The following is a 16,010-nucleotide window of genomic DNA, read 5'->3' on the forward strand; positions in this document are numbered from 1 at the left end:
CCTTCAACAAGACGAAGGGGGCCATTCCTTTATGCTGCCGGCGTGTAAGTGACAGTGTAGATTACATCCGTCGATTTGCCGTACTTGTTCGTTGCGGTAATCTTGAACTTGTTTTCTCCTGGCTGCAAGGTAGCCGTATAGCTCGTGCTGTAGTAAACTTCCTTGTCGTTGACGTACATTTTAAGCGAGGTATCGTTCTTGTCGGACGCCGTCCAGCTGATCGAGATCGAACTGGAGGCGGTCGTCTCCGGCGCGTGAAGCAGCGTGAGCGTCGGCGCGGTCGGCTCGAATGCGATCGTCTTCGTGACGGTCGTTTCTTTGCCCAGCTTGTTGACGGCGCGAACCGTGATCGTATTCGTACCCGGCACGAGAGCTACGTTGGCGGAGGTCGAGTAATACTGCTCTTTGTCGTTCAGATAGACGCGAGGACTCGAATCGTTCGTATCCTTAACGGACCAAGTCACGTTAACCGAGTCCTTGTCCGTCGTAGCCGGCAGATCGCCAACGGTTAACGCGGAAGTGCCCACGCTGAACGTGATCGTCTTCGTCACCGTCGTGCTTTTGCCGAGATCGTTCGTCGCCTTGAACACGATCGTATTTACGCCTTCTTTTAGCGTGACGGTCGTCGAGTCGCTATAGTACTGCTCACGATCGTTGACGTAGACGCGAGGGGACGTATCGTTCTTATCCTTTACGGTCCAGCGGACCGTGATCGTCTCTTTGTCGGTCGTCTCCGGAAGGTCCGCAACCGTCAGGACCGGACCGCCGCTTGTAAACGCGACATGCTTGGTGACCTCGGCAGACTTGCCGGCCGCGTTCTCGGCTCTCACGGTAATGACGTTGTCGCCTTCCTCCAGCGCGACGGTCGCGGAGTTCCCGTACTGCTGGCGTCCGTTCAGGTAAACGCTAGGGCTGCTGTCGTTCGCGTCCTTGACCGTCCAGGACACGGTGATCGACTGCTTGTCCGACGATTCCGGCACGCCTTTGACCTCGAGGGTCGGCGCGCCTTTCTCGAAGGTCACCTTCTTCGTGACGGATTCCGTCTTGCCGCCGGCCATTCTGGCGGAGATCGTGTAGGTGTAGGTCCCTTCTTGCTCGAGACGGATGCCGACACGGAATGCGCCTTGGACGACCTCGACTTTTTCGTTGTTAATGGTGACTTCCGCTCCCTTGGTGACATCGCCCGTAATATAGAAGGTCGGGGCGTTGATCGTTTCCGGCGCGTCGACGTTTAAAGTGAGCGCGTTCCCGCTGTCTGTCGCGGAATTTTTAATGACGCGGTAGAGCAAAGATGCGGCTTCCGCCCGCGTAACGCTGTTGCCCGGCTTGAGCGTGTAATCGTTGTAGCCGGTCAGCAGCTTCTTTTCTACCGCGATTGCGACATAAGTCTCCAGATTCGGCGAGACGTCTTCCGAGTCGTAAAAACGATCCAGAATATCCGCGTCCTGCAATTCGTCCGGCTGATAGCCCAGCGTCTTTACGAGAGCGACCGCGACATCCTCGCGCGTCGCCTTGCCGGTCGGGTCGAAAAACGCCTTGCCGCTCGGCGGGTAATAGCCGGTCAGAAAGTCCTTGGCCGCTTCGACCGGAGCGAAGGACCAGCGCGATCTGCCTACGTCGACGAAGGACTGCGGCGCATCCGACGCGGGAAGGTCCAGATAGAACGCCGACGTGATGATCTTCGCGAACTCTTCGCGCGTCACTGGCGCTTGCGGCTTAAATGTATTATCTTGATAGCCCTTCAAGACGCCCATCTGGACAAGGCTATTGATCTCATCCTTGGCCCAGAACGTCCCCCCTACGTCCTTGAACGAGGTATCGTCCGCTGCGGCGGCGAATCCGGGAATGACAAGTGCGGCGGCCAGTAGGGCTGAAGCAGCATAGGCGAACCATTTCTTAAACAAGTCGCTTTCTCTCCTTAGGCATATGAGTTAGGAAAATAGTGCCACGAAAAATAATAGCACGACTTGTTTTGACTGTACATATTTTCCTAGGGTTTACTTTCCATCGCTGCTAGATCGTAGGGACCAACACGATCCGCTTTTCCGGATCGGATGGCGCAGTCCAAGCTTCCTCTACTTGGTGAAGGGGCACCGGCTTCGCATCGACCCGAAGCTTGCCGGAAGCGATCGCGTCCATCAGCGCCGGGAACTCGGCGAGATAGCCCTCCGTCGTGACCGAGCCCTGGCCGCTGCCGATCAGGCGGAAGTCGGCGGAACGCAGCGCGACCGAAGGCACCGCGGCCGCCGGACCCGCAACGGAACCGATCTGAATCCAGGACAGCGTCCGGCTGCGATCCGATCTGCGCTTGAGCAGGGGGAGCATCGTCAGCTCGGCCGGCTTGCCCCACAAATAATCGACGACGACATCGACCTCGGACGCCGCGACGGCTACGCTATGCGCAGCCTCCTCCGGATCGCCGGCCAGCGAATTCACCTCGTCCGCGCCCAGCGCGGCCAGCTTCCGGAGGCGGTCCGAATCACGGCCCGCGCCGATCACCCGGCTCGCGCCAAGCAGCTTGGCGATCTGGACCGCCATTTGCCCGGAATTGCCCGTGGCGCCGAGCACGAGCACCTGCATGCCAGGCTGAAAGTCCAGTCGACGCCGAAGCGCCACCCACGAAGACATGGCGGGATTCATCGCGGCGGCAATCGTGACGGGATCAGCTTCCTCGGGAAGCGGCACGCTGCGTCGCAGATCTACCGCCGACTTTTCGGCCATCGTGCCGTATGGCGTATCGGGCGCGACGAAGTAAACCATGCCGCCGTCCGGTAGCCGTGCCACGCCGTCGATACCCGGAATGAGCGGCAGCGCCTCATTGCTGGTATAGTGAGACCCGTTCGCCTGCGACCGCACGCGAGGGTGCAAGCCCGCGGCCAATACGTCGGCGACGACTTCATGGTCGCCCGCCGGCTGCGGCGTCTCGATCGTTCCGTACGTCGGGGCCGATTGAAAAGAACGTACGATTGCTGCATGCATCATAATGATTGCCTCCATCCGCTTAAGTTTCTCCATACGCTTAAGTGTCGCCCTTTCCGGCTTCAGCGCATTTAGTTTGCCTTACAAACAATTTAGTTTGTTTCACGTACAAAGTCAATGGCCGCTGTGCTACAATGTGTGCATACAGTAGAGAAGCGTAGGTGAACCTCTTGAACAACAAAGCTTCCGGCCGGCATGGCGATCTGTCCATCGTTGACGGCCTGGTGCAACTATCGTTCCTCGTTCAGGCGATTCTTGGCCGAATCGGCGCCGAGCACGATCTGTCGGTCATTCAGATTCGCCTGCTCGGCATCCTGAGGGACAGGGAGCCGACCATGCTCCAGCTTGCCCGGCACCTGGGCCTCGACAAGTCCAGCGTCACCGGCCTCGTCGACCGGGCCGAGCGCCGGGGACTGGTGGAGCGCACGGCGACGCCCAACGACCGGCGCGGCTTCAACGTCAGGATGACGGACGCCGGACGGCAGCTCGTGCAGACCGCCGGCGCGGAGATCGAGCGGCAGATTCTGGACGCCGCGGCCGGCATAACCCCGGCCGAGCGCACACAATTCACCGCCCTGGCGGCCAAAATTTTAGGAAATCCATTCCAACAAAACCAAGGCTGAAAATGAGGACGAGGTGTCGGGCCATGCAAGCCATCGTAATCGGAGCTACAGGCGCTACAGGCGCGGACTTGCTGAACTTGCTGCTACAGGATAATGCCTTCCGGCAGGTCGATATTTTCGTGAGACGTAACCCAGGTATTCAGCATGAGAAACTAAAGGTTCATGTGATCGACTTTGATAACCCGGACCAGTGGGGCGAACTGGTTAAAGGAGATGTCTTGTTTTCGTGTTTGGGGACGACCCTTAAGACCGCGGGGAGCCAGGAAGCGCAATGGAAAATCGATTACGAATACCAGTACGCGTTTGCTAAAGCCGCCAGTGAAAACGGCGTCCCTGCCTGCGTGCTGGTGTCGGCCGACTTTGCATCGCCCGCTTCCCGTAACTTTTATTCGCGGACAGCTGGAAGAAGCCGTAAAGGCGTTAGGTTTTGCACGGTTGACTATACTTAACCCGCCCTTACTGGTCCGGAAAAATAGCGATCGGGCACTAGAGGTCGCCGCATCGAAAATCTTGCCGTTTCTAAACAAATTAGGACTGCTCCGCTCCCAAAAGCCGCTGCGGACGGAAATATTGGCGCAAGCGATGTTGAATGCCGCCAAGAGAGACAAGGATGGCCTGCTTAAAGTTAAAGGAAAAGCCATCTGGGAAATAGCCAAAGTAAGAAAGTGAAGTGGCGCCGCGGGTGCGATGTTGGTGTTGGTGCTCGTGCTGGTGCTGGTGCTCGTGCTGGTTCTCGTGCTGGTGCAAGCGCGGACAGACAATCCGTTATTTACTCCAAAACCACCGATTTACGCGACTTTGCGGACACTCGGTACGTTATTGCTGCTGCATGGCCGGGTAATCCGGCGAAAATGCGAAGATAACGGATCTGGTGTCCGCCTCTCGTGGCGTTCTGGCGCATGTGTGGCAAAATAAGCGGAATTCTTTTCCGCTATCGCTTCGGTCGCGCCGGATGCCTTAGCGGAACTCTTTTCCGCTATCCCACCAACCAGCCCCACTTACACTCACCTTTGCGGAACTCTTTTCCGCTATCCCACCAACCAGCCCCGCTTACTCGCACCTTAGCGGAATTCTTTTCCGCTATCGCACCAGCCAGTCCCGCTTACTCGCACCTTTGCGGAACTTTTTTCCGCTAAGGCATCGGCCGCCGGTTATTGCCAAGTGTCGCTGGCCGATACTTCTCCCGGCACACGGTCGGACACGAATTAGGATGTTACGGTATAGCCGGAGTACTAGAGTCTGCCGCCAGCTCCCGGATGCGCGCTTCCAGCGCTTGCGCCGCAGCTCTCGCCTCCGCCAAGGGCAGCGCCCCTTCCGCTTTGTTCGGATTGGTATGCCCGACATGCTCTTTCCAGGCTGCGCTCATCAGCCGGTGCCGCTGCATGATCAGCTCAGCGTACGCCGAGCCGTCCAGCTCGGCAGCGAGTGCCCGAGCATGCTCAGGCGAGACGCCGAACAGCGTGCGCAGGAGCGACTGCGCCATAACGGCGTGACCCGGCGCAAACGGATGGATGCCGTCTCCCGACAAGTAAGCCGGATCCGCAGCCCGTTCCGCCGCGATGTGCGCCAGCAGCTCGTCGTGGATGCTCACCACCGCGTCCGCGGCCTCGTCTCCGAGCGACAGCACCCAGTCCGCGTACCGCTTCAGTACGGACTCGTAATCGGCGAAGGGCGTCTCGTAGCTGTACGCCGACTCTGGCAGGCCTTGGGGCAGCAGCCGCTTCGCCCCATCCGGCAGCGACGCCGGATCGAACGGCGGCGGCGTCATGGCGATCGCCTTGGCGCCCGCCTGCCGGATCTGGCCGAGCAGCCGGAGAAGGCCGGCCCGGTAGGCGCCAAACCGCGCCTCGGACAGCGGATGATAGATGCCGTCGTTCATGCCGTAGCAGACGACCACCCAGTCTGGCCGCGTCTCGGCCAGCGCCCGCGCCAACCGGTCGTGCACGCACGGCCGCGGGAACGGATGGAAGGGCTCGCTCAAGCCCGAAGCCGTCTCGCTGCTGACGCCCAGGTTGATCAGTTCGATCCGGGAAGCCGGGGCGTGCCGGCGAAAGTAGGCATCCAAATAGGCGATGTACGTGCCATCGTCGGTAATGCTGTCTCCGAGGAACGCGATTCTAAGTTCTTCCGGAAGCGGTTTGTCTTTCCCGTAAAAGGGTTCCATGGCTAACTCCCAACTCTCGCAAGGAATGATATCGTCAACGCCATTATACACGCGAACGAACGCTCAAACGAGGATTGCGGCACAGAACAGAACCCTCTAGAGACACCTGCCTTCGGCGTTCTTCCAAAAGGGTTCTGCTTTTTCTGTAGAGTTCTGTTTTTTCTGTGTCCGCGTTGCATTCACAGCTCGGCTAACCGGCGGCTTAAAAACCGCCGAACGGCCTCGTCCGCGCTGAGTCCGATCGCCCGGCCGTATGCCGAGCGCGCTTCGTCAAGCCTATGCAGCCGCGCGTACAAATGACCGGCAAGCGCCCAATAGGGCTGATAACTCGCAACCTCCCCGGACGGGATCGACGCCAGCAGGACCATCCCGCGATCTGGACCGTAAGCCTCCGCGACCGCAGCAGCGCGGCTGACATAAGCACCCAGCGTGGGCCGCACGCTGACAAGTCCTTCGTACAATTGCGCGATCGCTTCCCACTCCGTACGCCCTGTCCGCAGACGCTGGGCATGAACCGATTGAATCGCCGCCATGAGCTGGAACCGCCCGATTCGTCCGGCGTGCGCAGCCGCATGCAAAAACCGCTCCGCCTCCGCAATCAAGCCCCGATCCCATCCGGCGCAATCTTGCTCGGAGAGGGGAACATACTCCCCCGCTTCGTCATGCCGCGCCTCGCGGCGGGCCTCGCAATGCAGCATCAGCGCGAGCAAGCCGTAGACCTCCGCCTCCCCCGGCACGAACTGGAGCAGCAGCCTGCCCAGCTCGATCGCTTCCCCGGACAACCCGCCCCCGGCCAAGCTCCCCGCAGGCGCTCCGGTGCCGGCCTCCTCGCCCCACCCACTCCCGTAAGCGGCGTAGACCGCCTCCAGAACCGAGTCAAGACGCGCCGCAATTTCTGCCGCATCCTCCGCGTCCGCCGCTTCAAACGTAAGGCGCTCGGCGCGAATCTTGGCCTTCGCCCGAGTCAGGCGCTGGCCCATGGTCGCGGGCTTGACGATGAACGCAGATGCGATACGTGCCGCATCCATCCCCAGCACCGTCTGCAGCATGAGCGGCGTACGCATCGCCGGATCAATTGCTGGATGCGCGCACAGCAGCATCATGGCGAGCCGTTCGTCCTGCAGCTCGGCGCCGGACGGCGCACTCGAATGCCCGGCCCTCTCCGACATCGCGAGGAGCGTCGGCAGCGCCTCGGCCGAGACCCGGCCGCGGCGGGCGCGATCGATCAGCCGCCTGCGGGCGATCGTAACCAGCCAAGCCTCGGGCTTATCCGGAATGCCTGTCTTAGGCCAAGCTTCCAGCGCCGACAGAAAGGCATCACCGAGCGCATCCTCCACGTCCTGCGGATTGCGCCAATGAACCGTCAGGTAGGAGAGCAGCCGGCCATATGCCTCGCGCGCCGTCTGTTCGACGATTCGATGCGATTCCATCCGGGCTACTTCAGCGCAGGAATGTTCTGCCTGACCTCCGCCGTGTCGACCGGCCCCCGTGCCGCCCATTCCAACGCGGTCTCCATATCCGGCACGTCGATCACGAAGATCCCGCCAAGCTGCTCCTTCGTCTCGGGAAACGGTCCGTCCTGAACGAGCAGATCCCCACCGCGGCGCTTCAGGGTCGCGGCCGTCTCGGGCGCATACAATCCAGAGCCGAACACCACGATCCCCGACTCCCGCAGCGCATGAACATAATGCGTCCAGCCTGCCAGATAGGCTTCCTGGCGTTCCGGGTCCTTTCGGGCAGCGAAGTCCTCTTCCGTTTCATAAAACAACAGCGTGTAATTCATACGATTAGCCTCCTGTAGACCGCAGGATTTTAGTTACATAAGTCTGTCGTTTCGGCTTGCACGATTTCTACATATCCGAAAAAATGCCGGCACATTTTTTAAAGAAATTCCGTCGTTCTCGGGAAACGAACCGGACGCCTGGCCTCTCATCGCCATCATCCGTTGCAATTTTTCATTGCATTTTCCTAAGTATAACAAAACGCCGCGAGATCGCAGCAAGCGACTCAACAGGGCCTAGAATAACGCAAAGCTGCTCCATCCTAGGAGGAATGGAGCAGCTTCGCATTACCAATGTCAGATTCATGGGGCGCAGAAGGATTCGCCTCGGCGCCCGTACGCGGCATCGGCTCGCGCTGTCGGACGCTCGACGTCAGATGCGTCCGGAAGCAAGCCGTCAGCGCGGGCCGACGATTGTGACGCCTTGGGCGCTGACGAGATCCTGGCTACGGACCGCATACCGCCCAAAGCGACTGCGAATCTCTCATTGCTCATCGCGCTGCGGCTTTGCCGTATGCGCCGGCTATGAGATCATCGAGCAAAGTAGGACCGGTCGGCGCCCAACCGAGCAGTTCGCGCGTGCGCTCGCTGGAGGCGGACATCGTCAGTCCGAAAAATCTGCCGACAAAGCCGAAATGCGGACCGGCTTCCTCCCGCGCGACCGAGACCGCCGGGATGCCGAGCGCGCTGCCGATGGCCTCGGCGATCGTTCGGGTGGAGATCGCTTCCTCCGCGACCGCATGCAGACGCGACCCGGCCGGCGCCCGCTCGATCCCCAGCCGGATAAGCCGGGCTGCATCGGAACGGTGCACCGCGGACCACGCGTGCGACCCGTCGCCGATATACCCGGATACGCCATGCTTGCGCGCGGCGGACATCAGAAAGTTGACGAAGCCCCAATCCCCGGCTCCATGAACCGTCGGCGCGAATCGGACAATGACACTCCGTACGCCGCGATTGACATAGTCTAGCGCGAGGTTCTCCGTGCCGCCCCGTCTGGCTCCCGGTCCGACGGCAGGCGATGGATCCGTCTCCAATGCCGGCCGGTCCAGCGCAAGATCCGATAAACCGTTCGCAACCAGAAAAGGACGGTCGCTGCCTGCCAGCGCCTCGGCAAGCGTCTCCACCGCGGCCCGCTCGGCACGGTCCGACTCCGCCGGGTTCGCCCAATCGTGCTTGTTGGCCAGATGGACGACAGCATCCGCTTCAGTCGCTCCGCGGCGCAGGGAATCGAGATCGTCGAGATCTCCGCGCAAGGCCTTCGCTCCCTTCGCGCGGAGCGACGCCTCAGCCGCCTCCGACCGTGCCAGCCCTGCGACTTCGTGGCCCGCCTCCAACAGGTCATCCACGGCGGCGGATCCGATCCACCCCGTTGCTCCCGTTACAAATACACGCATGTATGTTGCCCCCTTGCAGCCCTTCGGCGGGCCGGCTTTTCATTTACGGCGCTCGCACCGTTAGAAACCGCGCTTAAAATGGCGCCAGTTTCGCCATTAACGAGACACTATGTCTCATAATATACAAGATTCGATACACAGTGTCCAGCAACGAATTTATTTAGCCTCCCGCGCTCAGGATGTCCGCCCGCCTGAGACATGGACAAAGAAAGCGGTCCCCCTGTATAGTGGAGGCATGGAAAAAGAAAATTCAGTTGGCGGCCGCCCCCGCAGCGAGCAAGCCAGAACGGCAGTGCTGCATGCGGTCGACGACCTCTTGGTCGAGATCGGCTATGCGGAGATGACGATGAAAGGCATTGCCGAACGCGCCGGTGTGTCCCGGCAGACGGTGTACCGCTGGTGGTCCAGCAAGGCGGAGATCCTGTTCGAGGCCAGCGCGATCGATGCCAAGCATGAACTTGCGATCGCCTCCGCCGACTCGCCGCTGGCGGAACTCATCGCCTACTTAGAGGCGCTCGTGCGCTTCCTCGCGCATTCGCCGGCCGGCGCCGCCTACCGGGCGCTTCTTGGCGAAGCGCAGCACGACGGTGCCGTGGCCAAGCTGCTGTCCGCAAACGATCCGCTCGGCGATAGCGCCCGGGTCGTAATCGAGCGCGCCTTCGGAGCGGAGGCGCTGCCCTTCCCGCCGGATCAGGCTACGGCACTGCTTATCGGTCCGGCCTTCTTCTGGATTCTGAGCGGACGCGAGCCCGCCCAGCTCTCCCCCCGGCGATTGGCCGAGGACTTCGTCCGAGACCTGCAGGCTAGGCGATCTCGCTGATCGGCTCAGCAACGCATCGTACGGACCGACTCCAATCCGCATGAAAAAAACCGACAGGGGCAAATTGCGAGGCCACTGAAAAAGTCCGGATAATGGTACGGAACAGCATAGGTAGGTAATGGAAAACGAGCCTCTAGAATCGCTTCTAAGGCTCGTTCCGCGTTCAGGAAGACATCTTGTCCCCCTTAAATCTATCATTTTTCTGAAGTCAGCAGTTTCTCAGCGGTCTCGTAAATCGCCTTGACTTTCCTTTTAAGGATTGGCGATATCCGAAACCGGATTCGCGAGGCAAGCCTAGCGCCGGCTCATCCGATAGCCGTTCCGATGGACCCCGCGTATCGCCGCCAGCGCCGTTCTTTCGGCGCAATGCCTGCAAATATACATCTTTTTTTCTGTTTTCGGACCTTTATGTACAAAATAGATGCAAATGCGCAGGCATTTCTCTTTATCAGCCGAATTTCCGGCTTGTGCTTTGCATTTACCTGCATATTTGCAGGCATTCCATCAAGTATCGCGCACCAGCGGAAAATACCTGTACGAATGCAGGCTTTTCGACCCGCAACCCACAAAACCGCAAACCGCAAAACCGCGCCCCGCAACCCGCGACCCGCGACCCGCAAAATACCGAAAAGCGCCGGCACGCCGAAAGCGAGCGCGCTCACCTTTCCGTGAGTGGCCGCCCAATTTTATACTTTCGAATGATCCTCACAGCAAAAACGGAAGCCTCTCGTCCTCGGCTTCCGTTCGTTTCGCGTTTTCTGTTTTCGGCAATTAGCTTGCCGCCCCTTACTGGCTTGTCAACCAATCGGCCAACTCTTCCGTCTGACTCAGAATCGCGATCGGGTCCCAGTAGCCTGAGCGGGCGCTGGTCCATAGAAACACATGATTGTTCTTGACGGCAGGCAGCGAGCCCCAGATCGGATCCGCCTTGATATCGTCCAGCGTCTTTGAATCGGAAGTCAGAACGATATAGTCTCCCGCGTATTTCGACAATGCCTCGGCAGAGAACGCAGCCCAGCCCGGATCGGCCATCTCGGCGGCGATCGCCGCAGGGGGCTTGAACCCGAATCCGTTGTAGATCGGCTGTCCGCCTTTGCCGTAGTCGGTTCCGACAGCCATCAGCTCTTTTCCATTGAGCTCGATAACCGAGAAAGTGCTGTCCCCGGGTACCACCTTTAAAACGCGTTCTTTGGCGCTCGCGATACGGCTGTCGTAGTCCGCGAGCCAGGCGTCGGCCTTTTCCTTTTCGCCCAGCAGCTCGCCGAAATAAGCGACCTCTTCGTGCACCGTCTTTAGCGAAGCGTACGGGATGACGACGGTAGGCGCAATCTTAGCCAACTGCTCGTTCACCTCCGGATAGAAATCATCGACGATGATCAGATCCGGTTTAAGCGCCAAGATCTTTTCTACGTTGCCGTTTCCCTCTCCGATGTTCGTTACGTCTTTCAAATATTCCTGAAAATACGGATTTTTAATATGATGATCGGACGTGCCGACCGGCGTAATGCCCAGCGCGATCAGGCTGCCGAGATACTCGCCTGCCACGATTCGCTGCGGATGGACGGGGATTTCCACCTCGCCGTTGACCGTTTGTATCTTTTTAGTTTGCGGCTCCGCCGAAGCCGCCGGCGCCTCGCTCGGATTGGACTGCGAAGCGGCCGTCTCCGTCGCAGCGCCGTTCGAGCCGCATGCGCTGAGCAACAGCATGAGACTTAACAGCAGTGCCGATGCCAGCGTCGGCCTTCCCTTTTTAAACATGAGATCTCCCTCTCTGCTACCTTGATACTGATAATCGTTATCATCAAAATCAGTATATGGAAACGGATCGGGCGGGACAATGGAGGATCCCATGATTATGGCAGGACGATCTGCTCGTTTCTTCTTTTCGGCATACGCCTCTCTATAACGAATAGGGGAAACGCCCTTGTACTTTTTGAACAGCCTGCCCAGATAGCCCGGATCTTGATAGCCGACGCCCGCCGCGATCTCCCTCAGCGTCGCATCCGTCTCGAGCAGCAGCGCAGCGGCCTTATCGATGCGAACCTTGATCAAGTAGTCGATCGGGCTGAGTCCCGTCCGCAGCTTAAAGTACGACGATAAATGGGGAACGCTATAATTCAGGCTCTCCGACAACGATTCGAGTGTGATCGTATCCGCATAATGTTCGTGAATGATGGCCGCGACCCGGGAAGCCAGATCTCGCTTGGCCGAGCGTTGGCCATGCTCCGCCATCTGCTGCAGCAGCTCGTGCGCGAACTGATAGAGCAGCGTCCGGACGCGCAAACGCGCTAGCGGCTGCGGCTTCGCCCAAGCCCGGAACATATCGGCCGCGATCCGATGCAGCGCTGCCGGATGGTCCGGCGCGACGCTATAGGTCCGGCCGGCGGATAGCCCCCCCTCCGTAAACTCAGCTAGCTCCGACTGGCCGGAAGAGCCTATGACCGCTTTGTAATAAACGCTATAGTAATCCAGTCCCGCACTGCCCGCAACGAGATCGAGCACGGCGCCTTTGCCTGCATGAAGCACGGTGATGCGCAGCATCCGGTGAGCTTCGCCGTCCAGACGGGCTACGGCATCGCCGCGTACGGACATCAGAAACAGACTGGAGGGCACGCGGTAGCCGAGGATGGACTCGCCCGCTCCGATCGTGGTACGGCGAACGTCCACGACTTTGCAATCGGCATGATTCCATAACGCGATCTGCTGATTGATGTCCATACAGCGCGACTCCCCCTCCACGTCGTTGTTCCCTGCTTGGCTATAAGTTTAAATCGCCTTCATCCGATTGTTCCTCGGGTGATGCTCGACCTCTGCCAGACCCAGCTCCTCCATGAGCGGAGGGATATACATGCCGAATCGCCCGCGAAAACCCTTCTTCAGTCCGTACCAGCCGCCGACCGGATTGTCCGCCGAGCGGGCCCACGCCTCTACCGTGCCTTCCTTCGCCGGCTTCTGCTCGTCCGCGCTGCCCAGCTCGATCCAGTCTCCGTGCTGCCGCAGCATCGCATGCAAGTCGGCCAGACAGCGATATTCATAATGCAACACCGTCTTGCCCACCGTACAGACGAGAATTTCCTTGCCGTCCTTCTCGTCCTTGTACATCTCGTATTCGGACGTCTGCGGCGGCGTCTTGAGTTTCCATGGATGTTCCTTCATACCTAATGTCGACACCGATTCGGCCTCCGTCCGTTTGTTTATGCTTTTGGTATAGTGTATCCCATCGGAATGTCCGCAACAAACGCTGCGTTTCTTCCTGTTGACTTAAACCATACTTCAAGTCGTATCCTATTGTTGTCGACATGATTGCACTTAACTTGGAGGCCTCCGGATGACATACCGTACCATCAGCGAAGCATCGGCCGAGCTCGATATTCCCGACTCCACGATCCGTTACTACGAGAAAATGGGACTGCTGCCTTTAATCGAGCGCGACAGAGCCGGGAGACGAATCTTTTCGGAAAATCAGATGACGCTTCTCGGCACCGTCATGTGCTTGAAAAACACGCATATGCCGATCAGCGACATCAAGCAGTACGTGGATTGGATCGTAGAGGGGGAGAGCACGCTAGGGCGCAGGCTCGAGATGATGAACAACCATAAGCAAGCCGTGCTGGACGAGATGGCATTGATGACGGAAAGCTTGAAGGGTATTGATTATAAGATCGACCGGTATACCAAGCAGCTCGGACGAAAATAAACGGAGAAGAGGAAATCGCATGAGACTCACGGACAATACGATCCTGATCACGGGCGGGAGCGCCGGCATCGGCCTCGCTTTTGCGGAGCGCTTCATGAAGGCGGGCAATCGGGTCATCGTCTGCGGCAGACGCGAGCAAGCGCTGCAGGAAGCCAAGGAGAAATACCCCGACCTCATCACTCGCGTATGCGATCTGGCTGTCGCGTCCGAACGCACGTCTTTGTTCGAATGGATCGCCGCCAACCATACGGAAGTCAACGTATTGGTGAACAATGCAGGGATTCAACAGCGCTTCAACGTGCTGAAGGCGGATGCGAAAAACGATTGGACGGCGCTGAGCCAAGAGATCGCCACCAACATCGAGGCGCCGTTCCACCTCTCCATGCTCTTTGCCCCGTTTTTTGCGGCCAAGGACGCGGCAGCGATTATCAACGTGACGTCCGGCTTGGCCTTCACGCCGTTTGCCATCGCTCCGATCTATTCGGCGTCCAAGGCGGCTTTGCACTCTTTTACCATGAGCCTCAGGCTGCAGCTGTCCGATACTTCCGTAGAAGTGATCGAGGTCGCCCCTCCGGCCGTCAATACGGACCTGGGCGGTACGGGACTGCACGTTCACGGAGAGCCCCTGGATGCCTTTGCGGACGGCATCTTTCAGGGGCTTGAAGCGGGCCTGGCGGAGATCGGCTACGGCACTTCGGTCGGCCGTCTGCGCATGTCGCGGGACGAGATCGATCAATATGCGGAAAAGATGTACGAGTCTACGAAAAACGCGATTGAATAAGACATAGCGGCGGCAGTAAAAAGCCCTGCCCTTCGGCATGCGCCGGAGCGGCCGGGCTTTTTCTCAACAAAAACATGTTCCAAATCGAAAATAATTTATTGTAAATCGATAAATTCCATGCTAAGATCACTTCACCATACATAAGCGGGGTGCTGGAAATGAAACGGAAAACGCTCATGCTGCGGGCGGTCATATTCCTGATTGGCATCGCGGTTCTTGCCTTGTGCGTCGTCGGTCTGCCTTCGACCTTCGAAGATGCGACCGCGAATTATCCGATGTGGACCTACTTGCCTCTCTTCATCTGCATGTATGCCTCGGCAATTCCCTTTTATGTCGCATTGGTCCAGGCGATGAGCCTGTTACGTTATATCGACGACAACAGCGCGTTCTCGGCCTTGTCCGTCCGCGCGCTCCACGTCATCAAATACTGCGCGTGCGCGATCAGCCTCCTGTATATCGCTTGCTTGCCCTTTCTCTACCAGATCGCCGACAAAGACGACGCGCCGGGCGTCCTCGCCATCGGCCTGGTCGTCGCGTTCTCTGCCTTCGTGATCGCCGTCTTTGCCGCCGTGCTGCAGAAGCTGCTCCAGAACGCCATCGATATACAATCGGAAAACGAATTAACGATCTGAGGTGAATCCTGTGGCGATTGTCATCAACATCGATGTCATGCTGGCGAAGCGAAAAATGAGCGTGACCGAGCTGTCGGAGCGGGTCGGGATCACGATGGCGAATCTCTCCATCCTCAAAAACGGGAAAGCGAAGGCGATCCGGATCTCGACGCTCGCGGCCATCTGCAAAGCATTGAAGTGTCAGCCCGGCGATATTCTTGAATACACGGATGAAGAGGAGGATGAGCAATGAATCTTCTAAGTCTGAGGAGAGCGGCCGATACGGCAGGCCTTCCCCGCGGTATACGGCAGCTCGTGCGTTTCGGTTGGGTGCAATCCATGTCCTGCGTGTTTCCCGTCGTCATCTTCGTCTCCCTCGCCGTAACGCAGCAATTTTCCCTGCCCTGGCTGCCCCGTTACGACTGGCTGCTCCTTATTTGCCTGGCCATGCAGGCATGGATGCTGCTCGCCGGACTCGAGACGCGCGACGAGCTCAAGGTCATTACCGTGTTCCATCTGATCGGCCTCGCGCTGGAGCTGTTCAAGGTGCATATGGGGTCCTGGTCGTATCCCGGGGAGGGCTGGGCGAAAATAGGCGGCGTTCCGCTCTATAGCGGATTCATGTATGCCAGCGTAGCCAGCTATCTCTGCCAGGCGTGGCGGCGCTTGCATGTCCGTCTGGAAGGTTGGCCGCCGCTCCGGCTCGCCGTCCCGCTTGCAGCCTCCATCTACCTGAACTTTTTTACGCACCATTATTGGTTCGATCTTCGCTGGTGGCTGTCGGCCCTCGTGCTGATCGTATTCCGGCAGGCTTGGGTGACCTATCAGGTCGGCCGGCGCCGGTACCGGATGCCGCTTGTCCTCACCTTCGCGCTGATCGGCTTCTTCATCTGGATCGCCGAGAACGTCGCCACCTTCTTCAATGCCTGGAAATATCCCAATCAATCCGATACCTGGCATCTCGTCTCGCTCGGCAAGATCAGCTCCTGGCTGCTGCTCGTCATCATCAGCTTTCTCATCGTCGCGTCGCTGAAGCAGGTCAAGGAGCGGCGGCTTCCCGACGCCTCCGTCCCGCGTAATTTCTCTTCCCGATTTAAGCGCTAAACGCCGATGCCGCCGGCAGGATTCAACACGCTTTGTGTCGAATTTTGGCTATAG

Annotated in this window: 17 protein-coding genes; 9 read left to right on the forward strand and 8 right to left on the reverse strand. The window is 58.9% G+C overall.

Annotated features, from left to right (window positions below; all coding sequences use genetic code 11):
- Positions 1-29: 29 nt before the first annotated feature.
- Together ACFOTD_RS07855 and ACFOTD_RS07860 are read right to left on the reverse strand one after the other, a co-directional pair.
- A complete protein-coding gene (locus ACFOTD_RS07855; RefSeq protein ID WP_378117426.1) occupies positions 30-1,904 on the reverse strand; it encodes an S-layer homology domain-containing protein in 1,875 nt (624 codons plus the stop codon).
- A 109-nt stretch (positions 1,905-2,013) separates the two neighbouring features.
- Positions 2,014-2,982, reverse strand: coding sequence for a quinone oxidoreductase family protein (locus ACFOTD_RS07860; RefSeq protein ID WP_378117427.1), 969 nt, complete (start codon positions 2,980-2,982; stop codon positions 2,014-2,016).
- Positions 2,983-3,140: 158 nt separating this feature from the next.
- On the opposite strand from ACFOTD_RS07860, the gene ACFOTD_RS07865 reads away from it, so the two are divergent.
- The 3 genes from ACFOTD_RS07865 (at position 3,141) to ACFOTD_RS07875 (ending at position 4,517) form a co-directional block, all read left to right on the forward strand.
- Complete coding sequence (locus ACFOTD_RS07865; RefSeq protein ID WP_378117429.1) at positions 3,141-3,602, forward strand: MarR family winged helix-turn-helix transcriptional regulator; 462 nt, start codon at positions 3,141-3,143, stop codon at positions 3,600-3,602.
- Between the two features lie 23 nt (positions 3,603-3,625).
- Positions 3,626-4,051 carry an NAD(P)H-binding protein gene (locus ACFOTD_RS07870; RefSeq protein WP_378117431.1) on the forward strand — a complete coding sequence of 142 codons (426 nt, stop codon included), beginning with the start codon at positions 3,626-3,628 and terminating at the stop codon, positions 4,049-4,051.
- Positions 4,052-4,289: 238 nt separating this feature from the next.
- Positions 4,290-4,517 (forward strand): hypothetical protein, encoded by a 228-nt coding sequence (locus tag ACFOTD_RS07875; RefSeq protein WP_378117433.1) that lies wholly within the window; start codon positions 4,290-4,292, stop codon positions 4,515-4,517.
- A 298-nt stretch (positions 4,518-4,815) separates the two neighbouring features.
- Here ACFOTD_RS07875 and ACFOTD_RS07880 read toward each other — a convergent pair whose 3' ends face one another.
- The 4 genes from ACFOTD_RS07880 to ACFOTD_RS07895 all read right to left on the reverse strand — a co-directional run bounded on the left by ACFOTD_RS07880 (position 4,816) and on the right by ACFOTD_RS07895 (position 8,943).
- Positions 4,816-5,766, reverse strand: a complete 951-nt coding sequence (locus tag ACFOTD_RS07880; RefSeq protein WP_378117434.1) for an SGNH/GDSL hydrolase family protein — start codon at positions 5,764-5,766, stop codon at positions 4,816-4,818.
- A gap of 179 nt (positions 5,767-5,945) precedes the next feature.
- On the reverse strand, positions 5,946-7,196 hold the full coding sequence (locus ACFOTD_RS07885; protein WP_378117436.1) for an RNA polymerase sigma factor: 1,251 nt from the start codon (positions 7,194-7,196) through the stop codon (positions 5,946-5,948).
- 5 nt (positions 7,197-7,201) lie between these two features.
- Positions 7,202-7,549, reverse strand: a complete 348-nt coding sequence (locus ACFOTD_RS07890; protein WP_378117438.1) for a YciI family protein — start codon at positions 7,547-7,549, stop codon at positions 7,202-7,204.
- Between the two features lie 488 nt (positions 7,550-8,037).
- Positions 8,038-8,943: an SDR family oxidoreductase gene (locus tag ACFOTD_RS07895; protein WP_378117440.1), complete on the reverse strand. Its 906-nt coding sequence runs from the start codon at positions 8,941-8,943 to the stop codon at positions 8,038-8,040.
- A gap of 235 nt (positions 8,944-9,178) precedes the next feature.
- Between ACFOTD_RS07895 and ACFOTD_RS07900 the strand changes: the two genes are divergently transcribed.
- Positions 9,179-9,763 (forward strand): TetR/AcrR family transcriptional regulator, encoded by a 585-nt coding sequence (locus ACFOTD_RS07900; protein WP_378117442.1) that lies wholly within the window; start codon positions 9,179-9,181, stop codon positions 9,761-9,763.
- A gap of 786 nt (positions 9,764-10,549) precedes the next feature.
- On the opposite strand, the gene ACFOTD_RS07905 is transcribed toward ACFOTD_RS07900, so the two are convergent.
- On the reverse strand, positions 10,550-12,481 hold the full coding sequence (locus ACFOTD_RS07905; protein WP_378117444.1) for an AraC family transcriptional regulator: 1,932 nt from the start codon (positions 12,479-12,481) through the stop codon (positions 10,550-10,552).
- A 48-nt stretch (positions 12,482-12,529) separates the two neighbouring features.
- Positions 12,530-12,934 carry a DUF6855 family protein gene (locus ACFOTD_RS07910; protein ID WP_378117446.1) on the reverse strand — a complete coding sequence of 135 codons (405 nt, stop codon included), beginning with the start codon at positions 12,932-12,934 and terminating at the stop codon, positions 12,530-12,532.
- Between the two features lie 157 nt (positions 12,935-13,091).
- Here ACFOTD_RS07910 and ACFOTD_RS07915 point away from each other — a divergent pair, with 157 nt between their 5' ends.
- The 5 genes from ACFOTD_RS07915 to ACFOTD_RS07935 all read left to right on the forward strand — a co-directional run bounded on the left by ACFOTD_RS07915 (position 13,092) and on the right by ACFOTD_RS07935 (position 15,956).
- Positions 13,092-13,460 (forward strand): MerR family transcriptional regulator, encoded by a 369-nt coding sequence (locus ACFOTD_RS07915; RefSeq protein WP_378117448.1) that lies wholly within the window; start codon positions 13,092-13,094, stop codon positions 13,458-13,460.
- Positions 13,461-13,479: 19 nt separating this feature from the next.
- Positions 13,480-14,241, forward strand: coding sequence for an SDR family oxidoreductase (locus ACFOTD_RS07920; protein ID WP_378117450.1), 762 nt, complete (start codon positions 13,480-13,482; stop codon positions 14,239-14,241).
- 158 nt (positions 14,242-14,399) lie between these two features.
- Positions 14,400-14,873, forward strand: a complete 474-nt coding sequence (locus tag ACFOTD_RS07925; RefSeq protein ID WP_378117452.1) for a DUF2975 domain-containing protein — start codon at positions 14,400-14,402, stop codon at positions 14,871-14,873.
- A 10-nt stretch (positions 14,874-14,883) separates the two neighbouring features.
- Positions 14,884-15,105: a helix-turn-helix domain-containing protein gene (locus ACFOTD_RS07930; RefSeq protein WP_378117454.1), complete on the forward strand. Its 222-nt coding sequence runs from the start codon at positions 14,884-14,886 to the stop codon at positions 15,103-15,105.
- Positions 15,102-15,956 (forward strand): DUF817 domain-containing protein, encoded by an 855-nt coding sequence (locus ACFOTD_RS07935; RefSeq protein ID WP_378117456.1) that lies wholly within the window; start codon positions 15,102-15,104, stop codon positions 15,954-15,956. Before ACFOTD_RS07930 ends, ACFOTD_RS07935 begins: the two co-directional genes overlap by 4 nt.
- The last annotated feature ends 54 nt before the right edge of the window (positions 15,957-16,010 follow it).

The organism is Cohnella sp. GCM10012308 (assembly GCF_042649185.1).
In the GTDB taxonomy this organism is placed as follows: domain Bacteria; phylum Bacillota; class Bacilli; order Paenibacillales; family Paenibacillaceae; genus Cohnella.

Bases quoted from the DNA above. Each gene is read 5' to 3' on its own strand.
- ACFOTD_RS07860 (WP_378117427.1), bottom strand. From the start codon at position 2,982: ATGATGCATGCAGCAATCGTACGTTCTTTTCAATCGGCCCCGACGTAC.
- ACFOTD_RS07870 (WP_378117431.1), top strand. From the start codon at position 3,626: ATGCAAGCCATCGTAATCGGAGCTACAGGCGCTACAGGCGCGGACTTG.
- ACFOTD_RS07875 (WP_378117433.1), top strand. From the start codon at position 4,290: ATGTTGGTGTTGGTGCTCGTGCTGGTGCTGGTGCTCGTGCTGGTTCTC.
- ACFOTD_RS07880 (WP_378117434.1), bottom strand. From the start codon at position 5,766: ATGGAACCCTTTTACGGGAAAGACAAACCGCTTCCGGAAGAACTTAGA.
- ACFOTD_RS07885 (WP_378117436.1), bottom strand. From the start codon at position 7,196: ATGGAATCGCATCGAATCGTCGAACAGACGGCGCGCGAGGCATATGGC.
- ACFOTD_RS07890 (WP_378117438.1), bottom strand. From the start codon at position 7,549: ATGAATTACACGCTGTTGTTTTATGAAACGGAAGAGGACTTCGCTGCC.
- ACFOTD_RS07895 (WP_378117440.1), bottom strand. From the start codon at position 8,943: ATGCGTGTATTTGTAACGGGAGCAACGGGGTGGATCGGATCCGCCGCC.
- ACFOTD_RS07900 (WP_378117442.1), top strand. From the start codon at position 9,179: ATGGAAAAAGAAAATTCAGTTGGCGGCCGCCCCCGCAGCGAGCAAGCC.
- ACFOTD_RS07905 (WP_378117444.1), bottom strand. From the start codon at position 12,481: ATGGACATCAATCAGCAGATCGCGTTATGGAATCATGCCGATTGCAAA.
- ACFOTD_RS07915 (WP_378117448.1), top strand. From the start codon at position 13,092: ATGACATACCGTACCATCAGCGAAGCATCGGCCGAGCTCGATATTCCC.
- ACFOTD_RS07920 (WP_378117450.1), top strand. From the start codon at position 13,480: ATGAGACTCACGGACAATACGATCCTGATCACGGGCGGGAGCGCCGGC.
- ACFOTD_RS07925 (WP_378117452.1), top strand. From the start codon at position 14,400: ATGAAACGGAAAACGCTCATGCTGCGGGCGGTCATATTCCTGATTGGC.
- ACFOTD_RS07935 (WP_378117456.1), top strand. From the start codon at position 15,102: ATGAATCTTCTAAGTCTGAGGAGAGCGGCCGATACGGCAGGCCTTCCC.